A 19,159-nucleotide genomic window follows, 5' to 3' on the forward strand; every position below is an offset into this window, starting at 1 on the left:
CATGTTCGCGCGCCGTGCCGCGGGTTTGGGCGCCCTGGCGGCGCTGGCCAGCCCTGCCGCCGCACAGCTGGCCCGCCCGCCCATCGCGCGCGGCTGCACGGGCACGCTCTACCTCACCATTGATACCGGCTGGTCGCGCGAGGCGGAGGTGATCGCCGCCGCCATGGCCCGGCATGGCGTGCGCGCCACGCTCTTCATCGCGCAGGAACCAACCTTCCGGGGGGATCGCAGCCTCGACCCATCCTGGGCGCCCTTCTGGCGGGCGCGCGCGGCGGAGGGGCACGCCTTCGCCAGCCACACCTGGCGGCACTGGTATTTCCGTGGCGATCCCGCACCCGGCCGCGTCACCTATGCCTCACGCCGCAATGAGGGGCAGGAGGTGCTGGACCAGCCCGGGCTCTGCGCCGAACTCTCGCGCCCCATCGAGGCGCTGCGCGCCATGGTGCCCCAGGCCCAGGTGCTGCCGCTCTGGCGCGCGCCGGGCGGCATCGTGACGCCGGGGGCGGTGCGCATGGCCGCCGCCTGCGGCCTGCGTCACCAGGGCTGGACGGCGAATGGCTTCCTGGGTGACGAACTCGCCTCCGAAGCGCAGTCCAACGCTGCCCTGCTGCGGCAGAACCTGGCGCGGATCCGCCCGGGCGAGGTGCTGGTGATGCATTGGGGCGTGCGCTCCCGCCGCGAGCCCTTTGGCCTGATCTTCGAGCAGCTCATCACCGGTTTGCTGGAGCGCGGCTTCTGCTTCGCCCCCCTCCCGCCGGAGGGCGTACGATGATCAGCGACGCCTATGAACGCTTCACCGGCTGGCTGTTTGAAGCGCTGCTGCAGCCGCTGATGTATGAGGCCGGGCTGATGGATTGGGCCGATGAGGCCTTCCAATGGATGGATTTCTTCGTCTTTGGCGTGATCCAGGTGATCGTCGTGGCGGTGGTCTGCCTGCCGCTCGAAAAATGGCGCCCCGTCGAGCATTGGGACAGCCAGCGCCGCGTCTGGACCGATGTCATCTACACGCTGCTGACCCGGCTTGGCATCCTGCCGCTGCTGGGCTTCCTGGTCTTCTTCGCGGCCTCGGCCCGCATCGAGGGCTGGATTGCCGATTCCGGCTTCGTGCCCCCCACGCTGGAGACCTTCCTGCCCTGGCTGCGCGAATGGCCGCTGGTGGCGCTGGCGCTCTATATCGTCATCCTGGATTTCGCGGAGTATTGGCGGCACCGTTTCCAGCACAGCGTCGGCTGGTGGTGGGCGCTGCATTCCATCCATCACGCCCAGACGCAGATGACCTTCTGGACCGATGACCGCAACCATGTGCTGGATGATGTGATCGCCGCCGCCTGGTTCGGCGTGATCGCCGTGCTGATCGGCGTGCCGCCGGGGCAATTCCCCGTCATCCTGCTGGTGCTGCGCTTGGCCGAGAGCCTGAGCCACGCCAATGTGCGGCTCGATTTCGGCCGGCTGGGAGAGCGGCTGCTGGTCAGCCCGCGCTTCCACCGGCTGCATCACGGCGTGCTGAGCGTGGGCAATTCCGGCAAGAATTACGGGGTGCTGCTGCCGGTCTGGGACTGGCTCTTCGGCACGGCGGATTTCAACCGGGGCAGCTATCCCCGCACCGGGGACCCCGGCGCGCCCGCCGCCTATGTCTCGGGCGGCTGGTTCGCGCAGCAGGTGGTGGGGCTGCGCGAAGTGTGGCGCGCCCTCAAAGCCCGATAAGCGAGAGCAGGAGGCCGGCCGCGGCCGTCACACCCAGCACCGGCACCACGCCGAGCTTGAAGCGGAACAGGCACACTCCTGCCAGCAGGCTCAGCAGCAGGGCCGTGGGTTGCAGGCTCCAGACATCCGGCAGGGCCAGGGCCAAGGGGCCATCCACCATCCGCCCGAAGATCACCCGCAGCCCGAACCACAGTGCCAGATTGGCGATGACGCCGACCACGGCCGCCGTGACGCCCGCCAGCGCGCCCTTGAGGCGTGGTACGTCATGCAGCTTCTCGACATAGGGCGCGCCCAGGAAAATCCAGGCGAAGCAGGGCAGGAAGGTGACCCAGAGCGTCAGCGTGGCACCGGCCACGGCGCCGAGAGCGCCGGAATCCCGCCAGCCCGCCAGGAAGCCCACGAATTGCAGCACAAGGATGAGCGGCCCGGGCGTGGTTTCCGCCAGGCCCAGCCCGGCCAGCATTTCAGGGGCTGAGAGCCAGCGGTAATTCTCCACCGCCTCCTGCGCCACATAGGCCAGCACGGCATAGGCGCCGCCGAAGGTGACGATGGCCATCTTGGAGAAGAACCAGGCGATATCGGCAAAGACTCCGCCCAGCGGCATCAGCAACGCCACCGGCCAGACCCACAGCGCCACCGCGATCAGCCCGGCGCGCCGGGCCATGGGCGCCATGGCGGCGATGCGGCCGGGGTCCGCCGCCAATGCGGCATCGAGGGCCGCCGGCGCGCCCTCACGCGGCTTGCCATGGCCGCCGGCCGCGAAAGCGCCCGGCGCCGCATAGCCGATGGCGGCCGCGGCCAGCACCACCACGGGAAAGGGCAGGCCGAAGACGAAGAGTGCCACGAAGGCCGCCGCCGCCAGCGTCCAGGGCAGGGCGCCCTTCAGCGCCCGCTTCGCCACCCGCAGCAGCGCCTCCACCACCAGGATCAGCACCGCGCATTTCAACCCGAAAAACAGCCCCGCGATCAGCGGCACATCGCCCAGCGCCGCGTAGATGAAGGAGAGCACCAGCATGACGAGCGCCCCGGGCAGGATGAACAGCAACCCCGCCGCGAGCCCGCCCTTCACCCCATGCATCAGCCAGCCCAGATAGGTGGCCAGCTGCATCGCCTCGGGCCCTGGCAGCAGCATGCAGAAATTCAGCGCATGCAGGAAACGCCGGTCGCTCACCCAATGGCGCTGATCCACCACCTCGCGCTGCATCATGGCGATCTGCGCGGCGGGCCCGCCGAAGGAGAGGCAGCCGATGCGGGCCCAGACCCGAAGCGCCTCGTTGAAGCTCGGCAATCCAGTCATGCGGGGCGTCCCGTCGGCCAGTTATGGGTTTCCTGGCCCGCATCGCGGCACCAGCGGAAGAAGGCGTCATACAGGGCAAGCCCCGCGTCAAGCTGCGCCAGATCATCCCGGTACATGCGCGAGAGGCCGAGCGAGGCGGCGAGCAGCCCCGCCGCCTCGGGTGCCAGGCTGAGCTCGGCCGTATCGGCGCCGCGCACCAGAAGCGCCAGGTGATCCAGCGCGGGCAGCGCCAAGCCGAATTCCTGGATCATCACGTCAAAGGTGCAAAGCGGGCCGCGATGCGACCAGAAGACGCCCTCGATGTCGAAGGGTGTCGCACCGAAGCGTTCGGCCACGGCAGCCACTTCGGCGGGGGCGACAAAGAGGAAGACGGCCGCGGGGTCCACGAAGCGGCGGATCAGCCAGGGGCAGGCGATCCGGTCCACCTTGGGCCGCGCGCGCGTGACCCAGAGCGTGCGGCCCTGCGCGTCACGCGGCGGCACATGCGCGGGCGAGACCAGCGGCAGCCCCGCTTCGGCCCAGGCGAGGAAGCCGCCCTCCAGCACCTCGGCCCGGGCACCGTGATGGCGCAGCCAGGCGGCGACACCCTGGCTGAGCTTGAGCCCCTTCTGGCAGATCACCACCACATCGCGCCCCCGCCAGCTTTCCGCCCAGGCCGCGACATCGCGGTGGGAGGCGCGAAGGGCGCAGGGCAGGGCGCGCGGATCGGCGTCGAAATCCTCGGCCGTGCGGACATCCAGCAGGGCGGGCGCATCGGGCAGTCCGATGCGGCGGGAGAGTTGGCTCGGGGTGATGATATCGGGGGAGGGCATGGGCGTGCATCCGGTCAGACAGGATGCGATGCTTGGGCCGAAACCTCACGGGGAGATCGCGCAGCCCCCTTGCGATTCAGCCTGCGGGCGCGAATGCTGCCTGTCAAGCAACGCCTTTGGGGACTCGCATGAACCTCGCCGGATTGAGCCTGCGCGACCTGGAATATATCACGGCGGTGGCCGAGCACCTGCATTTCGGCCGCGCCGCGCAGTCCTGCGGGGTGAGCCAGCCGACACTCTCGGGCCAGCTGCGCAAGCTGGAGGAATTCCTCGGCGTGGAAATCTTCGAGCGCAGCCCGCGCGGCGTGCTGGTCACCCGCCGCGGCGCCGAAGTGGTGGCCCAGGCCAAGCGCATCATCAGCGAGGCGCGCCGCCTGTTCGAGGTGGTGCGCATCGGTGCCGAGCCGCTGACCGGAACGCTGCGCCTGGGCGTGATCTCCACGCTTGGCCCCTATCTGGTGCCCTTCCTGCTGAAGCCGCTGCGCGCCCGCTACCCGGAGCTCAAGCTGCTGCTGACCGAAGGGCATACCCGCGCCCTGGTCCGGCAATTGGAGGAAGGGGAGCTTGATGCGCTGCTGGCCACCAGCCCGATCGGCGAGGCGGAGCTGACCGAATTGCCGCTGTTCCGCGAGGAGCTGGCCCTGGCCGTGCCGCGCGACCACCCCCTCGCGCAGGTCGAGGTGGTGAAGCCCGAGGATATCCCGGTGGCCGAGCTGATCCTGCTGGCGGAAGGCCATTGCCTGCGCGAACAGGCGATGCAGCTTTGCCCCTCCCGCCTGCGGGAGGGTTCGGCGGATCTGCAGGCGGCGAGCCTGGAGACGCTGCGGCAGATGATCGCGGCGGGTTCCGGCGTCTCCTTCATGCCGCAACTGGCCATCCAGGTGGGGGCGCTGCTGGATGACATGGTGGCGTATCGGCGCATCTCCGGCGGGCAGCACATGCGCGATGTGGCGCTGTTCCATCGGCCGAGCTTCGGCCGTATCCGCGACATCCGGCTGCTGCGGCAAACCATCGGCGAAATCCTGGCCGAGCAGAGTGCGGTGAAGGTGCACAAGCCGGGCCGCGTTCGGGAAGCCGGCTGAGGCCGCGCCTCAGGCGGCGAGGCGCAGCCATGCTGCCTCAGATTTCTCCTCCCGGAAGAGTCACTTAAGTCATTGTTAGGAAATGGGGTCTGGGGCCCGCGGCCCCAGCCGCCGGAGGCCCCTTTTTTGCCTGTTGCCACCCCCGCGTCGTTCATCGGCCAGCACCTTTCCTGCCTCAAGCGGCTGCCAGCCTGGGCGCCAGGTGCCGGATCAGCGCCGTTGTGCAATTCGCCTGATCGAGCGAGGCCGCCTCGGCCCGGGCCAGCAGCTCCGCGAGGCTGGTGCCGACCTCCTCGCCCGCGAGGCACGCCGAGGCTTCGCGCAGCGCCACGGTGGTCTGCCGCACCGCGCTGGCCAGGCGCAGCACGAGATCCGCGAGTTCCGCCGCCTCGTCCCGCGGGGGGCTGGGGCGGCTATTGACCAGCGCGGCAAAGAGCGCGGCATCAGGGGAGGGGGGCATCCGATGGCTTCCGGCGTCATGCATGGCGGCAGAGTGGTGCGGAAGTCTTTGAGGAAAGCTTAAGCGCAGCCTATTCCGCGGCCGTCGCCAGCATGCTTTGCCCGGGCTTGAGCCGGGTGAAGCGCACCTCGCGCCAATCGAGCCTCACCGCGCCATCCTCCAGCGTGACCAGCGTGTGGCGCAGCCCGGCCGCGTTGTCGTCGGTCTGTGGGAAATCCTCCCGCCAATGGGCGCCGCGGCTTTCGCAGCGCGCTGTGCTGGCGGCGACGATGGCGCGGCTGGTCAGGATCAGGCTTTCCAGGTTCAGCCAATCGGCCCAGCTCATGTTGAAGCCGCGCGCGCCATCCTTCACGCCGCTCAGCTGCAACTCCGCCTCGATGGCGTCCAGCCCGGCGCTGGCTTCAGCCAGGCCCTTCGCATCGCGCAGGATGCCGGCCTTGTCCCACATGAGATCGGCCAGCGCGTCGCGCAGCGGATTGAGCGGGCGCACGGGCTTGCCGAAGGGGGCGAGGGCCGCGTCACGCGCCGCGCGCAGCGCGTTTTCATCGGGCGCTTCCAGCGCCCCGTGCCGGGGCACCCATTCGGCCATGGCATCGCCCGCGATGCCGCCGAAGACGGTGGAATTGGCGACACCATTGCCGCCCAGGCGGTTCGCGCCATGCACGCCGCCGGTATCCTCGCCGGCGGCGAACAGGCCCGGCAGATCGGTGCTGCCATCGGCGCGGAAGACGAGGCCGCCCATCATGTAATGCGCCGTCGGCACGACGGGCACGCGGCCGCCGGCCAGGTCAAAGCCCATATCCGCGCAGCGTTCCACCATGCCCTTGAACTGCTTGGTGACGTTCGCGGGGCCCAGATGCCCCATCTCGATCCAGAGACCCCCTTCGGCATTCACATTGCCGGCCTGGATTTCACGCTCCATCGAGCGGCTGACGATGTCGCGCGTGGCACGCTCGCCGCGGGGGTCGTATTTGTGCATGAAGCGCTGGCCATCGCCGCCCAGCAGATAGCCGCCCGCACCGCGCAGCCCTTCCTCGATGATGGTGCCGGTCATGCGCGTGCCGGGGCCGGCCAGGACCCCCGTGGGGTGGAACTGCACCATTTCCATGTCGCGCAGGCCGAGGCCGACGCGCAGTGCCATCGCCATGCCATCGCAGGATTTGTCGCCCGAGGGGGTGTGGTATTTGTACATGGTGGGCCCGCCGCCAGTGCCCAGCAGCACGGCCTTGGCCTGCACGAAGACGAAGCGGCCGGAGCGGATATCCAGCAGCAGCGCGCCGGAAAGGCGCGAACCGTCCTGGCTGCGGATCAGGGCGAGGGCGCGGTGCTCCTCCAGCCGCTCGATGCCGCGCACCCAGGTCTGCTCGGCCAGGCGGTTGATGATCTCGATGCCGGTGAGGTCGCCCTTGTGGACCGTGCGGTCGAAGGTCTGCCCGGCAAAGGCCTTCTGATGGATGGTGCCGTCCGCGTTGCGGTCGAAGAAGCAGCCCCAGCGATTTTCCAATTCCCGGATGCGGCGCTGCGCCACGGTGACGAGCGTCCAGGCGAGGTCCTGGTCATTCAACCATTTGCCGCCATCCAGCGTGTCCATGAAATGGCGCTCGGCGGAATCCCCGGCGGCGAGGGCCACGTTGTAGCCGCCCTGCACCATGCGCGTGCAGCCCGATTTGCCAAGCAATCCCTTCACCGCGACGGTGACCTTCAGCTCCGGATTGCCGGCCTTGGCGTGGAGTGCCGCGAGCAGCCCAGCGCCGCCGGAGCCGAGGACGAGGATGTCAGTGGTGATGCGGTCCATCAGATCGTCCCCGATCGCTGGAGGGCGGATGCCCGAAGGCGTGAATCGGCGGCGTGGCAAAGCCCCCCCGATCGCTGGAGGGCGGATGCCCGAAGGCGTGAATCGGCGGCGAGGCAAAGCCCCCCCGATCGCTGGAGGGCGGATGCCCGAAGGCGTGAATCGGCGACGCTCATCATGCCGCTCCGAGCTTGGCGAGAACGGCGGCGCGGCGGGATTCAACGCTGGCCTGCACGTCGCGGTACAGGCTGCCGCCATGGCTATCCATGCCGACGATGAGCGGGCCGAAATCGCGAATGGCGAAGCGCCACAGGCTTTCGGGGTTCAGGTCATCCATGTCCACATCCTCGATGGCGGTGATCCAGGTGGTTTCCAGCGCCGCCGCACCGCCGATCACAGCGAGATAGCAGCCGCCCAATTCCTGGAAGGCGCGCGCGCTGTCGTCGCGCAGCCCACCCTTGCCGATGATGATGCGGACACCCTCGCGCTCCATCAGCGGGCGGGTGAAGCGCTCCATGCGGTCACTCGTGGTGGTGCCGATGCAGACGGCTTCGTAGCCGGCCTGGTTGGTGTTGCTCGGGTCCACCTTCCTCACATTGGGCGCCGTGTGGATGACAGCATGGCCGTTCAGGTCGAAGCGGGTGCGGCGGCCGCGGTCGAACATGTGGATCTGCGTGGCATCGCGGATGCCGAACAGCGTGTCCTGCAGGGTGACGGTATCGCCAGCGCGGAGCTTGCGGATATCGGCCTCGGTGCAGGGCATATGGAGCGTATGATGGGCCATGGCGCTTATCTCCTGGGGGAAGGCGCGAAGCGACTTCGTGGGAAATGCTAGAATCCGATCACCACGCCCTCGGGCGTGAAGGTCGCACTCGCGCGGCGGGCGGAATGGCACTGCACATTCACCGCCACGGGGTTCATGGTGATGTGCGTGGCCGCGATTTCCACATGCACGGCGAAGGCGGTGCTGTCGCCGCCCAGGCCTTGCGGGCCGATGCCGAGGGCGTTCACCGCCTCGCTCAATTCCACCTCCAGCTTGGCACCCTCCACGTCATCACAGACCGTCCCAAGCGGCCGCGTCGCCGCCACCTTCGCCAGATGCATGCAGAGATCGCTGGTGCCGCCCACACCCACCCCCAGGATGGTCGGCGGGCAGACCTTGCCGCCGGCCTTGATTGCCGCATCCACCACGAAGCGCTTCACGCCGGACAGGCCATCGGCCGGGATGAGCATTTGCAGGAAGGAGCCGTTCTCCGAGCCGCTGCCCTTCGGGATCATCTCCAGCCGCAGCGTGCGCGGCGTCTCGACGAAATCAATGTTGATCACCGGCACATGCGCCCCGCAGGAGGAATGCGCGTTGATGCGCGTGATGGGATGCACCACGGAACTGCGCAGCGGGTGTTCGCGGGTGGCACGCTCGGTGCCGCGCGCGATGGCCTGCTTCAGCGCCCAGCCATCCAGCTCCACATCACGGCCGATCTGCACGTTGAAGATGGGAATGCCGGTATCCTGGCAGAGCAGGTTTTCCGTGCGCTCCGCCACTTCGATGTTCTCGATCATGGTGGCAAGCACGGAGCGCGCCAGGCCATCCGTCTCGCTCGCATCGAGGCGGAAGAAGCCCTGCTTGATGTCATCGGGCAGGATCTTCAATGCGCGGATGTAAAGCAGCTTGGCCGCTTCCTCGATCGCGTCCGGTGTCACGCGCAGTTTTTCCGGGGTGGAGATGACGGACATGGCGTTTCCTCAGATGAGCAGCGAAAGACCGGAGACGAGCAGCAGGCTCAGCAGCACCAGGCGAAAGCCTTGGGCCGGCAGGCGCTTGCCCACGCGCAGCCCGAGCCAAGTGCCCAATAATAGCGCGGGCACGGCGGTGATGGTGAGCAGGATCGCCTCCTGCGTGAAAAATCCGGTGAAGGCGAGGGCGAGGATGGTGATGCCCTGCATGATGGCGATGAAGGGCTGCATCAGCGCCCGCGTATCCTGCGGCGGCATGCCCTGCACATCGGCCCACATGCCGACCAGCGCGCCGACATAGCCGCCAATGCCGCCGAGGATGCCGGAGGTGAAGCCGATCACCGCATCGCTGCGCGGTGTGGCCTGCATGCTGGGGGACTTCAGCCGCAACGCGAGGCGCGCCATGCCGGGCTTCGTGCTGCCGCCGCGCCCGATGGTGCGGACCGCCACGCCCAGCAGGGTGATGCGCACCAGCGTGTAGCCCGCATAAAGCACCAGCAGCAGCCCGACCCCCGCCACGACGGCCCGCGCCGGGCCAAGTGCGAGGATGGCGATTCCCAATGGCAAGCCCAGTGTCGCCGTGCCCACGTAAAGCCAGAGCCGCTGCCAGGGGATGTGATCCCGCACCGCATAAGTGCCGATGCCCTGGACGATCAGGCTGCCCATCACCAGCACCGGCGCGACCAGTGCCGGGGCCATGAATTGCAGCAGCACCGCCGCCCCCACCAGCACGAAGGCGAAGCCCGCGATGCTCGCGCAGAAGGCCGCCAGCAGGCTGCCCGCCGAGATGAGCAGCGCGTCAGCCCACATTGAGCAGAAACAGGATCGCGGCGGCGATGGCGATACCGGCCGAGGCCGCGACCATATCCTTCTGCCTCGCCCGCCAGCCGAGGAACTCCAGCGCCATCACGCGCAAGCCGCCCGCCAGATGCAGCGCCAGCAGCACGACGAGGCCCCAGTCGGCGAATTTGAACAACGGCGTATCGGTCCAGCGCAGGAAGCCCTCCAGTGCTGCGGCACCGTGCAAAGCCTGGCCCAGCGCCCAGAAATGCAGGGGCAGGAACAGCGCCAGCAACAACCCCGAGATGCGGTGCACCAGGAAGGCGAGATAAGTCGGGTGCTGGCGGTCTCGGCCGGCGCGGGGGGGTGCTGGGCGCGCGGTCATCGGCTCAGCCATGATACAGCCCCCAGGCCGCGCGGATGCCAAAGGCGGCGGTCAGCAGGCCGATGGCCAGCCAGAGCCCGTCCATCCGGCGCCCCCGCCAGCCCAGCCATTCGCCCGCGATATTGCGCAGCCCGATCGCCCCGTGCAGCCCCGCGCAGAGCGCGAAGGCCGCGTAGAAGCCGAACCAGAGCGTCGCACCGCGCGTGCGCTCCAGGATCTCGGTGGCGGAGAGGCCGCCGCGCACGGCGAGCATGATCGTCACCAGATGCACCACCACGGCGAGGCCGAGAAAGGCCGCTGTGATGCGCTGGACGGCCCAGAGCCTCGCTCCCGGCGCGCCCATCTCAGCGCCGCCCCAGCAGCGAATCCCAGAACAGCTTTCGCTTCAGCCCGGCAATCGCCGAGGAGGGGTCGAGGTTCTTCGGGCAGCGCTCGGTGCAGGATTGCGTGGAGTGGCAGGAATGGCAGCCGGCATCGCCGCTCACCGCATCCAGCCGCGCTTTGTTGCCGCCATCGCGCACGTCATTCACCAGCGTCCAGGCGCGATTCATGGCGGCCGGGCCCAGGTAATCCTTGTTCCAGGCCACGATGTCGCAGGAGGCGTAGCAGACGCCGCAGCCGATGCACTCGATGCCCGCATCGGCCTCCATGCGCTGCTTCGAGTTGGGCGGCACCACGCTGAATTCCGCCGGCACGCTGCCATCGGGCGCGTCCTTGGGCTGGAAGCTGCCCTGCGCCTTGGCCCATTTGTCGAAGAAGGGCGCCATGTCGGTGGCGAGGTCCCGGATCACCGGCAAATTCGCCAGCGGGCGGATTTCCACCACCTCGCCCGGGGCGGCCACGCGCTTCACATGGGTGCGGCAGGTCCAGCGGGCACGGCCATTCACCTCCATCGCGCAGGAGCCGCACATGCCCACCCGGCAGGCGAAGCGATAGGCGAGGTCCGGCGCCTGCTCGCGCTGGATCTGGGTGACGACGTCGAGGATGGTCTGGTTCTCGCGCGCGGGGACGGAGAAATCCTCCATCGCCCCGCCGGTTGCATCGCCACGCCAGATGCGGATTTTCAGATCGGCCATCGCGTTCTCTCCCGATGGGGTGATCCTGCCCTGGTCTTGTATAAGACACAAGACCAGGGCAGATTAACTTCACGAGCAGGAGACGCATCATGCAGCACGAAATCCGCGGCGCCGACATCCTCTGGGGCGCGCTCAAGAAGGGCGGCGTCACCCGCGTCTTCAGCCTTTCGGGCAACCACATCATGCCGGTCTATGACGCTGCTTTTGAGCAGGGGATCGAGATCATCCATGTCCGGCATGAGGCGGCGGCCGTGCACATGGCCGATGCCTGGGCGCGGCTGACGGGCGAGGTGGGCGTGGCACTGGTGACGGGCGGGCAGGGGCATTCCAATGCCGTGGCCGCCCTGCCGACCTCACTGGCCGATGAGGTGCCGATGCTGCTGCTCTCGGGCCATGCGCCGCTGAACGAGTTGGGCCTGGGCGCTTTCCAGGAAACCCCGCAGGTCGAGATGGCGGCCCCCCTCTGCAAGGCGGCCTGGCTGGCGCAGACCACGGCGGGGCTGGCGGGGGACATCGCCCGCGCCTTCTCCATCGCGCGCAGCGGCCGCCCGGGCCCCGTGCATCTCTCCCTGCCGACCGATGTGGTGGAAGCCAAGGCCACGCCCGCCTTGCCGGCCGAGGCCGCCTATGAAGCCCGCCCCATGGCGCTCTCGGCCGAAAGCGCCGTGGCCATCCTGGCCGCCATTGATGCCGCGGAGCGCCCCTTCATCGCCGCCGGGCCTGCGCTGAACACGCCCAATGGCCGGCGCGCGCGGGCGGCGCTGGAAGCCGCGCTCGGCCTGCCCATCGCGCTGATGGAAAGCCCGCGCGGCCTGGGCGACCCCTCGCTGGGCGCCTTCGCCGAGATGCTGGCGCAGTCGGATTGCGTGGTGCTGCTGGGCAAGGCGTTGGATTTCACCCTGCGCTTTGGCCGCGCGCCCTTTGTGGATGCGAAGGCGCGCTGGGTGGTGATCGAGCCCGAGGCGAAGCTGCTCGCCCGCGCTGTGCAGGGCCTGGGCGCGCGCCTCGCCGTGACCGCCATGGCGGCACCGCTGGACGCGGCGGCCACGCTGGCCACCTGCGCGGCGCCGCATGCCAATGCGGCCTGGGCCGCCGCCCTGCGCGAGGCGATTGCGCATCGCCCGCCGGCCTGGGCAGCGCTGGCCGGCAAGCCGGGCGGGCCGGTCCATCCGGCGACGCTGGGTGCGGCACTGCGCCCCTTCGTCACGCCCGAGACCGTGCTGGTGGTGGATGGCGGCGAGATCGGCCAATGGATGCAGGCCTGCCTCACAGCACCCGAGCGCATCATCAATGGCGTGGCGGGCGCCATTGGCGCCGCACTGCCCTTCGCGCTCGCGGCGCGCGCGGCGCGGCCGGCCGGGCGCATCCTGGCGATCTGCGGCGATGGCACCTTCGGCTTTCACATGGCGGAATTCGACACGGCGCTGCGGCATGACCTGCCCTTCGTGCTGGTCGTCGGCAATGACGCGAAATGGAATGCCGAATACCAGATCCAGGCGCGCGACTACGGCGCCAACCGCGCCCATGGCTGCGAGCTCGCGCCCGGCACGCGCTATGACCGCGTGGTGGAAGCACTCGGCGGCCACGGCGAATTCGTCGAGCGTGGCGAGGATCTGCCCGCCGCGCTGGAACGCGCCTTTGCCAGTGGCAAGCCCGCCTGTGTGAATGTGATGATCGAGGGGCTCGCCGCGCCCAATCTCCGCCGCGCATGAACCCGCTGTCCCGCGCTCCGCTCTATGCGCGCGCGGAGCAGGCCTTGCGCGCGCGCATCGCGGCCGGCGAATGGAAGCCGGGCGAGGCGCTGCCGACCGAAGCCGCGCTGGCGCGGGAACTCGGCATTAGCCAGGGCACGCTGCGCCGGGCTCTTGGCGTGCTGGAAGCGCAGCGCCTGATCGAGCGGCGGCAGGGCATCGGCACCTATGTCACCGAGGCGACGAGCGAGCGCGCGCTGTTCCACTTCTTCCGGGCCGAGGCGGTGGATGGCACGCGCGCCACCCCCACCAGCCTGCTGCACCGGCTGGATACCAGGGCCGCCAGGCCCGATGAGCTGCGGGCCCTGCATCTGGCCAAGGGTGCCCGCGTGCACCGGCTGTTCCGCCGGCGCTTCGTCGGCGGGCTGTCCTCCATCGTCGAGGAGATCGCCCTGCCGGCGGCCCTGTTTCCGGGATTTCACCTGCCGCTGGGCGTGGAACTCAGCGATGAGCTTTATGTGCATTACCAGCGGCATCACGGCATCACGGTGATGCGCGTCGAGGAGAAGCTTTCGGCCATCGCGGCCGCACCCGCCATCGCCGAGGCGCTGGGCCGCGCGGCGGGTGCGCCCGTCATGCACATCACCCGCATCGCCTTTGACGTGATGGACCGGCCGGTGGAGCGCCGGCTTTCCTGGATGGAAACCAGCGCGCTGCGCTACGCGATCGAGTTGCGCTGACCGGTCAGCGCGCAGGGGCGAGGGTCAGGCGCCGGAAGCGCCGGCGCAGCGGCAATTCCACCGCCGCATGCAGGAAGAACCCCGCCGCGAGGGATGCCGCTACGCAAGCCAGGCCCAGGAGCCAGAGGCTGTTGGGCAGCCCGGCCATCCGCCAGAGCTGGGACGTGGCCGAGAGCACGGAAGGATGGGCGAGGTAGATGGCGTAGCTCGCATCGCCCGCCACCAGCAGCCAGCGCCAATCGGGCATCCGGCCCTGAGCTTCCAGCCAGACCAGGCCGGCCACCACCAGAGTCGCCAGGGCGCCGCTCTGCAGCGGATTCCAGGGCGCGGGCAGCAGGCGGGGCGCGAACACCAGAGCGATGGACGCGAGGAGGATGCCGCACAGGACCACGCCACTCCAGAGCCTCGCCTGGGCTTCGGGCACGCGTGGCAGCCGCCCGTGCTGGAACGCCCGGCCCAGCAGGACGCCCATGACGAATTGCAGGATCAGCGGTGCGGTGAAGAAAGTGAACGCCGTGCCGCCCGGCACCGCCTGGCCGACCGCCACCAGGATCAGGAACATGGCGCAGAGGAGCGGCAGGCTCCAGCGCCCGGCCGGCATCGCCAGGGCAAAGAGCAGGTAGAAGAACATCTCGTATTGCAGCGTCCAGCCGGGGATCAGGACGGGCGTCGTCTCCCCCGTCGCGGGGTTGATCATCGGCCAGAAGGCGACGCTGGCGATGACATGCGGCCATTCGAAGATGAAGCTTTGCAGCAGCTGCGGGCGAAGTGCCGCCACCAGCAGCGTGAAGCCTGTCAGCGCATAGTAGAGGGGGGCGATGCGCAGCAGCCGGCGCAGCAGGAACAGCCCGGGCGTCACCCCGCGGTCCTGGGTGGCGATCACCATGATGAAGCCGCTGATGATGAAGAACAGGTCCACGCCATGCGCGAGGCCGGCCGGCCATGGCCCCGTATAGCCGGCCCGGCTGAACGGAACGCCCAGGTGATAGATCACGATCATCAGGGCCGCGCAGGCGCGCAGATACTGGATGGAGCGGATCGGTGGCGCTGTGGACATGCCCTTCCCTGCGGCTCCTGCGGCCGGCTTGGGCGCAAGCTGCGCCGTTGGCTGCAACATCACATCTTGTCGCGGGAAAATCCACCGGGCCCATGGCCTTACCTCGGCGCGTGATGCGCTTTACGTTCGGTGTCCGTCCAAGGGGGAGCACCGCTCATGAAAGCCGCCATCGTCACCGCCCAGGGCCTTGCCCTGCAGGAAGTTCCCGTGCCGAAGCCGGGGCCGCAGCAGATCCTGGTGAAGCTGCGCGCCATCGGGCTGAACCGCGCCGATCTGGGCGTGGCGGCCGGGCATGCGCATGGCGCGGTGGGGGGCATCGGCGCGATCCCCGGGCTGGAGGCCGCGGGCGAGATCGCCGAATGCGGCAGCGAGGTCCCCGCCCACCTCAAGCCCGGCATGCGCGTCATGGGCGGCATGGCCGCGAGCTACGCCGAATATGCGCTGGCCGATTGGGGGCGCGTCAGCCTGGTGCCCGATGCCAACATGTCCTGGGAGGTGGCGGCGACGCTGCCCGTCGCCTTGCAGACCATGCACAACGCTGTCGTCACCCATGGGCTTTGCGCGCCGGGTTCGGCCATCATGATCCAGGGCGCATCCTCCGGCGTGGGGCTGATGGGCTTGCAGATCGCGCGGCTGATGGGCGCCTCGGTGGTGGTGGGCAGCTCCACCAACCCTGAGAAGCGCGCCCGCCTCGCGGAGTTCGGCGCGACGCTGGCCGTGGACACGAACGACCCGGCCTGGGTGAAGCAGGTGCTGGACGCGACCGAAGGGCGCGGCGTGGATGCGGTGGTGGACCAGATCAGCGGCCCGCTCGTCTCCCAGACGCTGGCGGCGACGCGCATCCTGGGGCGGATCATCAATGTCGGCCGCCTGGGCGGGGCCGTGGCGGATTTCGACTTCGACCTGCACGCTGCGCGGCGGATTTCCTATATCGGCGTCACCTTCCGCACCCGCAGCAATGAGGAGGTGCGGGAGATTGTGCGCCTGATGCGCCAGGACCTCTGGGCCGCGCTGGAGGCGGGCAAGCTCGCCTTGCCGCTGGACCGGGTGTTCCACCTGGATGAGGTGCATGCGGCGCTGGCCCACATGAAGGCCAATGCGCATTTCGGGAAGATCGCCATGGTGACGGGCTGAGCCAGCCGATCGACGCGATTGGTAAAGCCGATTGGCAACCACAGGATGTAATGGTTAACGTATCGTTTCTCAGGTGGAGATGAGCCCATGCCGCGCCTCTTGGCTCTCGTCGTATTGCTGGCCCTGCCGCTGACGGCGCAGGCGCAGTTCGCCAGCTATTGCTCGGGCGGCGTGGTTGCGGATCAGTTCGACACGCGGGTGACGCCCGGTGCCACCACCCGCGCGACCTATTCGGTGGTGCTGCGCAACACGCAATCCGCGCCCCGCCGCGTGCTGGTCAATGTCACGGCGAGCGTGCTGGACCGGCCGAATGGCGCGCCGATCTCCATCAGCCCCGGGCAGCGGCTCACCGTCTCGCTCGGTTACCAGACGATCCTGCCGGGGACCCAGGCCCTGCGCGGCGAAGGCCTGGCGAATGTGACGCGGGTCAGCTGCGTCTGACCGGCCGCCAGGCCTCGCTCCGGCGCAGGCCCGGGATCGTCCAGGGCGGATCGTAGAACCAGGCGCCGCCCGGCCCTTGGGGCATCCAGGCGCTGCCGGCCAATGCCGCATCGAGGCGGGAAGCGGCCTGCGCCACGGCCTGGGGTTCGGGCAAGCCGCTGAAGCGCAGCACGGCCACATCCGCCTCCGGCAGGGGGCGGATGGTGATGCGCGGGTCACGCGGGCGGGGCAGGCTGTCCAGGCTGTAGCGGGCGGGCATGAAGAAGCCGATGCGCCAGGCGCCATCGGCGCCCGCCTGGGCCACCGGCGCCGTCATTCCGATGCGCTCACCCGTGACATTCTCGCCGAAGATATAGGCGGCGAGCGGGCGGAAGGCGGCGTTGCGGGCGCTGGCCTCATCGCCCGCCACCTCGATCTCGGCCACCAGGCGCGGCGCGTAGCGGCGGATCTCCACCTCGCCGATCTGGCCGATGATGGTGAAGGGGGGTTCCTCGGTGCCGCTGCGCATACCGAATACCGAGCACGCCGCAAGCCAGGGCGCCAGGGCAAGCAGCAACAGGCCTTTCAGGGTGCGACGCGGGCGCCGGGCCGGGGCTGGGTTCGGCGCTTGGGCGGGGGGGAGTGCCATGCCCAGGATGTTGGGCGGCATCCCCGCGCCGCAAGGCGGGGCTGCGGCGTCAGAAGCGGATGCCGGTGCTCATCGTCACGCCGAACAGCCCGCGGTCCCCGGTCATGAGCTGCAGCCCGACGCCAAAGCGGGATTCCCGCCCGGGTGCGACGAAGACGCCGAATTCCTGGAAGTTGCGGACATAGACCGGCGAACCCGCGAAGCGCGTATCCACCGCATAGCCCGAAACGGAAAGCGGAAACCCGGCCAATTGGTAATCAAGGTCCCGGTTGATGATGATGCCATTGCGGAACACCGTGTTGGCGACGTTGTAGTTGACCGAGATGCTGCCGATACTCGCCGGGAAGGTGGAAACGTAGTTGATGGCGTTCACCACCGTCATCCGCCAGGCGTCGCCGAGGGCGAAGCGGTAGCTCGATACCATCCCCAGGCCGTAGATGCCCGAACCCGCCCCCAATTCGATGGAGCCCGCGGCGCCGACCCGGCCGGAGAACTGCATCTGCCAATCCTCGGTCACCTGCCGGCGGTAGAGCACGCCGCCATTGGCCGCATAGGAGGTGGCCCCGCCGGAATTCGTATAGGCGAGAGGCAGGTCGAAGCTGAGGGTATCGCGCTCGGTGATGCGCCAGCTCGCGTCGATCGGCAGTGTCATATTGTAGCTGTCATACCCCGCCGCGGTGAAGCCGCCGATGCGCGCGCCGATGCCAAAGCCGCTGCCGCGCCCGGCCGAGGCATTGGCGGCGGCGCTGAAATCCGTGACCGAAAGCTGCGTCAGCGCCGAATTGGGGCCGCCCGCCACCGGATCGATCGGCGAGGAATGGACCCCGGCGCGCAGGATGTTGTTGAGCGTGCCGGACCCCTCGCTGCCCTCCAGATAGCGCTGGAAGAGCCGCGCGCTGGCCTCACGCGTGGCGCCCTGGAAGGTGCGGTCCAGCCCGGCGACCGGGATTTGCACGCGCAGCGCGGGGGAATTGGCGGCGTAGCTCGCCACCCCCTGGATGCCGCGGATATTCATGTCGGCGGTGGCCGGGGAGTTGGGGGTGTAGCTCCCCGCCACGCTGTTCAGCGCATTGCCGGACAGCGCATCCACGATGCCCTGAACTGTCGAGAAACCCCGCTGGCCGGTCTGGCCATCCACGTTGTAGTTGATCTCGATATTGTCCCGGGCTTGAGCCGCGCCGTTCGCAAGGCACATCACAAGGCATGTTACCGTCCAACCGTGCGGTCGCATCAGAACTTCCCCCAGCAATTATTTTGCTTGAGGGAGTTGGTTCTTGATCGTCACGATTTGTCAACAAAAATGGAGCAATCCGTTCAGTCGGGTTGCATCCCGGTACGGCGGATCAGGGGCGCCCAGCGGGCGGCATCCTCGCGCAGCTTGGCGGCCAGTGCCTCCGGGGGGGCGTCCACCGGCTCGATCCCCAGGGCGGCCAGGCGCTCGCGCAGCTCCGGATGGCGCAGCACCTCGCCCACGGCCTGGTTCAGGCGGGCGATGAGGGCGGGGTCCGTCGCGCGCGGCGCCACCAGCCCGTGCCAGCCGGCGACGGCGATGTTGGCGAGCCCGGCCTCGGCCAGGGTCGGCACCTCGGGTAGGGCCTGGGTGCGCGCGCCGGTCGAGACGGCGAGGCCGCGCAGACGCCCGGCCTGCACATGCTGCGTCACCGCGCCGATATTGATCATCACCCCCTGGAGCGAGCCGCCCAGCAGGTCATTCACCGCGAGCGCGCCGCCGCGATAGGGCGCATGGGTCCAGCGGGTCTCGGTCGCCTGCTGGAGCAGTTCGATCAGCAGATGGGCCAGGCTGCCATTGCCCGGCGTGCCGATGGCCACCGGGTTGCGGCGGCTGAAGGCGACGAAATCCTCCAGCCGGGCGGCGGGGAAATCCGACCGGACGACGAGGATCTGCGGCACCGAGGTCGCTTGCGCCACGGCGGCGAAATCCTCCACCGGATCAAAGGAGAGCCGGCGGAACAGCCCCTTGTTGATGGACAGGCTGTCCGAGCCGGCAATCAGCGTCAGCCCATCCGGCCGCGCGCGCGCCCCCATCTCATAGCCGATATTGCTGCCGGCGCCGGGGTGGTTCTCCACCACGACATTCTGCCCGAGCACCGGCCCCAGATGCCGGGCGATGAGGCGGGCGACGATATCCTGGCTGCCGCCGGGTGCGACGGGGACGATCAGGCGGATGGGCCGGTCGGCCTGCGCGCTGGCGAGTGTGGGCAGCGCGAGGGCCGGGAGGGCGAGGAGGTGGCGGCGATTCATGTTGGGATTCTCCATATGTCTGAGGGATTGGCGGGGCTGCAATTCCGCAGACATCGGGCCGGGGATGAAATTAACACGATCATG

Annotated in this window: 21 protein-coding genes; 7 read left to right on the forward strand and 14 right to left on the reverse strand. The window is 69.0% G+C overall.

Annotated elements, in window-relative coordinates:
- Position 1 precedes the first annotated feature (1 nt).
- The gene (locus tag LHU95_RS07370; protein ID WP_248710717.1) at positions 2-772 is read left to right on the forward strand and encodes a polysaccharide deacetylase family protein; all 771 of its coding nucleotides are present in this window, start codon (positions 2-4) and stop codon (positions 770-772) included.
- Entirely contained in the window at positions 769-1,704 is a 936-nt protein-coding gene (locus tag LHU95_RS07375) for a sterol desaturase family protein (RefSeq protein WP_248710718.1), read from the forward strand. The genes LHU95_RS07370 and LHU95_RS07375 overlap by 4 nt, the downstream gene beginning before the upstream one ends.
- Here the strand turns inward: LHU95_RS07375 and chrA are convergent.
- Both chrA and LHU95_RS07385 read right to left on the reverse strand, forming a co-directional pair.
- On the reverse strand, positions 1,691-3,001 hold the full coding sequence (chrA, locus tag LHU95_RS07380; RefSeq protein WP_248710719.1) for a chromate efflux transporter: 1,311 nt from the start codon (positions 2,999-3,001) through the stop codon (positions 1,691-1,693). The genes LHU95_RS07375 and chrA overlap by 14 nt on opposite strands.
- The gene (locus LHU95_RS07385) at positions 2,998-3,813 is read right to left on the reverse strand and encodes a sulfurtransferase/chromate resistance protein (protein ID WP_248710720.1); all 816 of its coding nucleotides are present in this window, start codon (positions 3,811-3,813) and stop codon (positions 2,998-3,000) included. The genes chrA and LHU95_RS07385 overlap by 4 nt, the downstream gene beginning before the upstream one ends.
- 128 nt (positions 3,814-3,941) lie before the next feature.
- On the opposite strand from LHU95_RS07385, the gene LHU95_RS07390 reads away from it, so the two are divergent.
- Positions 3,942-4,895, forward strand: a complete 954-nt coding sequence (locus LHU95_RS07390) for a LysR substrate-binding domain-containing protein (protein WP_248710721.1) — start codon at positions 3,942-3,944, stop codon at positions 4,893-4,895.
- Positions 4,896-5,070: 175 nt separating this feature from the next.
- Here LHU95_RS07390 and LHU95_RS07395 read toward each other — a convergent pair whose 3' ends face one another.
- The 8 genes from LHU95_RS07395 to LHU95_RS07430 form a co-directional block, all read right to left on the reverse strand.
- Positions 5,071-5,355, reverse strand: a complete 285-nt coding sequence (locus tag LHU95_RS07395) for a hypothetical protein (protein WP_248710722.1) — start codon at positions 5,353-5,355, stop codon at positions 5,071-5,073.
- 70 nt (positions 5,356-5,425) lie between these two features.
- Complete coding sequence (locus LHU95_RS07400; RefSeq protein ID WP_248710723.1) at positions 5,426-7,150, reverse strand: FAD-binding protein; 1,725 nt, start codon at positions 7,148-7,150, stop codon at positions 5,426-5,428.
- Positions 7,151-7,322: 172 nt separating this feature from the next.
- Positions 7,323-7,931 carry a fumarate hydratase C-terminal domain-containing protein gene (locus LHU95_RS07405; protein ID WP_248710724.1) on the reverse strand — a complete coding sequence of 203 codons (609 nt, stop codon included), beginning with the start codon at positions 7,929-7,931 and terminating at the stop codon, positions 7,323-7,325.
- Positions 7,932-7,978: 47 nt separating this feature from the next.
- A complete protein-coding gene (locus LHU95_RS07410) occupies positions 7,979-8,881 on the reverse strand; it encodes a fumarate hydratase (RefSeq protein WP_248710725.1) in 903 nt (300 codons plus the stop codon).
- A 9-nt stretch (positions 8,882-8,890) separates the two neighbouring features.
- A complete protein-coding gene (locus LHU95_RS07415; protein ID WP_248710726.1) occupies positions 8,891-9,691 on the reverse strand; it encodes a sulfite exporter TauE/SafE family protein in 801 nt (266 codons plus the stop codon).
- Positions 9,681-10,058: a succinate dehydrogenase, cytochrome b556 subunit gene (sdhC, locus tag LHU95_RS07420; protein WP_248710727.1), complete on the reverse strand. Its 378-nt coding sequence runs from the start codon at positions 10,056-10,058 to the stop codon at positions 9,681-9,683. Before sdhC ends, LHU95_RS07415 begins: the two co-directional genes overlap by 11 nt.
- Positions 10,051-10,389 (reverse strand): succinate dehydrogenase, encoded by a 339-nt coding sequence (locus LHU95_RS07425; RefSeq protein ID WP_248710728.1) that lies wholly within the window; start codon positions 10,387-10,389, stop codon positions 10,051-10,053. The genes sdhC and LHU95_RS07425 overlap by 8 nt, the downstream gene beginning before the upstream one ends.
- Before the next feature lies 1 nt (position 10,390).
- Positions 10,391-11,122, reverse strand: coding sequence for a succinate dehydrogenase/fumarate reductase iron-sulfur subunit (locus tag LHU95_RS07430; protein ID WP_248710729.1), 732 nt, complete (start codon positions 11,120-11,122; stop codon positions 10,391-10,393).
- Positions 11,123-11,211: 89 nt separating this feature from the next.
- On the opposite strand from LHU95_RS07430, the gene LHU95_RS07435 reads away from it, so the two are divergent.
- Positions 11,212-12,834 carry a thiamine pyrophosphate-binding protein gene (locus LHU95_RS07435; RefSeq protein WP_248710730.1) on the forward strand — a complete coding sequence of 541 codons (1,623 nt, stop codon included), beginning with the start codon at positions 11,212-11,214 and terminating at the stop codon, positions 12,832-12,834.
- On the forward strand, positions 12,831-13,553 hold the full coding sequence (locus tag LHU95_RS07440) for a GntR family transcriptional regulator (RefSeq protein ID WP_248710731.1): 723 nt from the start codon (positions 12,831-12,833) through the stop codon (positions 13,551-13,553). Before LHU95_RS07435 ends, LHU95_RS07440 begins: the two co-directional genes overlap by 4 nt.
- A gap of 4 nt (positions 13,554-13,557) precedes the next feature.
- Here the strand turns inward: LHU95_RS07440 and LHU95_RS07445 are convergent, their stop codons facing one another.
- Positions 13,558-14,610: an acyltransferase gene (locus LHU95_RS07445; RefSeq protein WP_248710732.1), complete on the reverse strand. Its 1,053-nt coding sequence runs from the start codon at positions 14,608-14,610 to the stop codon at positions 13,558-13,560.
- Positions 14,611-14,766: 156 nt separating this feature from the next.
- Here LHU95_RS07445 and LHU95_RS07450 point away from each other — a divergent pair, with 156 nt between their 5' ends.
- Entirely contained in the window at positions 14,767-15,744 is a 978-nt protein-coding gene (locus LHU95_RS07450; protein WP_248710733.1) for a zinc-binding dehydrogenase, read from the forward strand.
- 87 nt (positions 15,745-15,831) lie between these two features.
- A complete protein-coding gene (locus tag LHU95_RS07455; RefSeq protein WP_248710734.1) occupies positions 15,832-16,185 on the forward strand; it encodes a hypothetical protein in 354 nt (117 codons plus the stop codon).
- Here LHU95_RS07455 and LHU95_RS07460 read toward each other — a convergent pair.
- The 3 genes from LHU95_RS07460 to LHU95_RS07470 form a co-directional block, all read right to left on the reverse strand.
- Complete coding sequence (locus tag LHU95_RS07460) at positions 16,172-16,741, reverse strand: heme-binding protein (RefSeq protein WP_248710735.1); 570 nt, start codon at positions 16,739-16,741, stop codon at positions 16,172-16,174. The two genes, LHU95_RS07455 and LHU95_RS07460, sit on opposite strands and share 14 nt — an antisense overlap.
- Before the next feature lie 121 nt (positions 16,742-16,862).
- Positions 16,863-18,008: a hypothetical protein gene (locus tag LHU95_RS07465; RefSeq protein ID WP_248710736.1), complete on the reverse strand. Its 1,146-nt coding sequence runs from the start codon at positions 18,006-18,008 to the stop codon at positions 16,863-16,865.
- Positions 18,009-18,127: 119 nt separating this feature from the next.
- Entirely contained in the window at positions 18,128-19,075 is a 948-nt protein-coding gene (locus LHU95_RS07470) for a tripartite tricarboxylate transporter substrate binding protein (RefSeq protein WP_248710737.1), read from the reverse strand.
- Positions 19,076-19,159: the final 84 nt, after the last annotated feature.

Origin of the sequence: Sediminicoccus sp. KRV36 (genome assembly GCF_023243115.1) — a bacterium.
GTDB lineage: Bacteria > Pseudomonadota > Alphaproteobacteria > Acetobacterales > Acetobacteraceae > Roseococcus.

What these genes read in the sequence shown, in the direction of transcription:
- LHU95_RS07375 (WP_248710718.1), top strand. Translation starts at nt 769, where the DNA reads ATGATCAGCGACGCCTATGAACGCTTCACCGGCTGGCTGTTTGAAGCG.
- LHU95_RS07370 (WP_248710717.1), top strand. Translation starts at nt 2, where the DNA reads ATGTTCGCGCGCCGTGCCGCGGGTTTGGGCGCCCTGGCGGCGCTGGCC.
- LHU95_RS07455 (WP_248710734.1), top strand. Translation starts at nt 15,832, where the DNA reads ATGCCGCGCCTCTTGGCTCTCGTCGTATTGCTGGCCCTGCCGCTGACG.
- LHU95_RS07445 (WP_248710732.1), bottom strand. Translation starts at nt 14,610, where the DNA reads ATGTCCACAGCGCCACCGATCCGCTCCATCCAGTATCTGCGCGCCTGC.
- LHU95_RS07415 (WP_248710726.1), bottom strand. Translation starts at nt 9,691, where the DNA reads ATGTGGGCTGACGCGCTGCTCATCTCGGCGGGCAGCCTGCTGGCGGCC.
- LHU95_RS07435 (WP_248710730.1), top strand. Translation starts at nt 11,212, where the DNA reads ATGCAGCACGAAATCCGCGGCGCCGACATCCTCTGGGGCGCGCTCAAG.
- LHU95_RS07450 (WP_248710733.1), top strand. Translation starts at nt 14,767, where the DNA reads ATGAAAGCCGCCATCGTCACCGCCCAGGGCCTTGCCCTGCAGGAAGTT.
- LHU95_RS07470 (WP_248710737.1), bottom strand. Translation starts at nt 19,075, where the DNA reads ATGAATCGCCGCCACCTCCTCGCCCTCCCGGCCCTCGCGCTGCCCACA.
- LHU95_RS07400 (WP_248710723.1), bottom strand. Translation starts at nt 7,150, where the DNA reads ATGGACCGCATCACCACTGACATCCTCGTCCTCGGCTCCGGCGGCGCT.
- sdhC (WP_248710727.1), bottom strand. Translation starts at nt 10,058, where the DNA reads ATGGCTGAGCCGATGACCGCGCGCCCAGCACCCCCCCGCGCCGGCCGA.
- LHU95_RS07405 (WP_248710724.1), bottom strand. Translation starts at nt 7,931, where the DNA reads ATGGCCCATCATACGCTCCATATGCCCTGCACCGAGGCCGATATCCGC.
- LHU95_RS07395 (WP_248710722.1), bottom strand. Translation starts at nt 5,355, where the DNA reads ATGCCCCCCTCCCCTGATGCCGCGCTCTTTGCCGCGCTGGTCAATAGC.
- LHU95_RS07410 (WP_248710725.1), bottom strand. Translation starts at nt 8,881, where the DNA reads ATGTCCGTCATCTCCACCCCGGAAAAACTGCGCGTGACACCGGACGCG.
- LHU95_RS07425 (WP_248710728.1), bottom strand. Translation starts at nt 10,389, where the DNA reads ATGGGCGCGCCGGGAGCGAGGCTCTGGGCCGTCCAGCGCATCACAGCG.
- LHU95_RS07465 (WP_248710736.1), bottom strand. Translation starts at nt 18,008, where the DNA reads ATGTGCCTTGCGAACGGCGCGGCTCAAGCCCGGGACAATATCGAGATC.
- chrA (WP_248710719.1), bottom strand. Translation starts at nt 3,001, where the DNA reads ATGACTGGATTGCCGAGCTTCAACGAGGCGCTTCGGGTCTGGGCCCGC.
- LHU95_RS07385 (WP_248710720.1), bottom strand. Translation starts at nt 3,813, where the DNA reads ATGCCCTCCCCCGATATCATCACCCCGAGCCAACTCTCCCGCCGCATC.
- LHU95_RS07440 (WP_248710731.1), top strand. Translation starts at nt 12,831, where the DNA reads ATGAACCCGCTGTCCCGCGCTCCGCTCTATGCGCGCGCGGAGCAGGCC.
- LHU95_RS07430 (WP_248710729.1), bottom strand. Translation starts at nt 11,122, where the DNA reads ATGGCCGATCTGAAAATCCGCATCTGGCGTGGCGATGCAACCGGCGGG.
- LHU95_RS07390 (WP_248710721.1), top strand. Translation starts at nt 3,942, where the DNA reads ATGAACCTCGCCGGATTGAGCCTGCGCGACCTGGAATATATCACGGCG.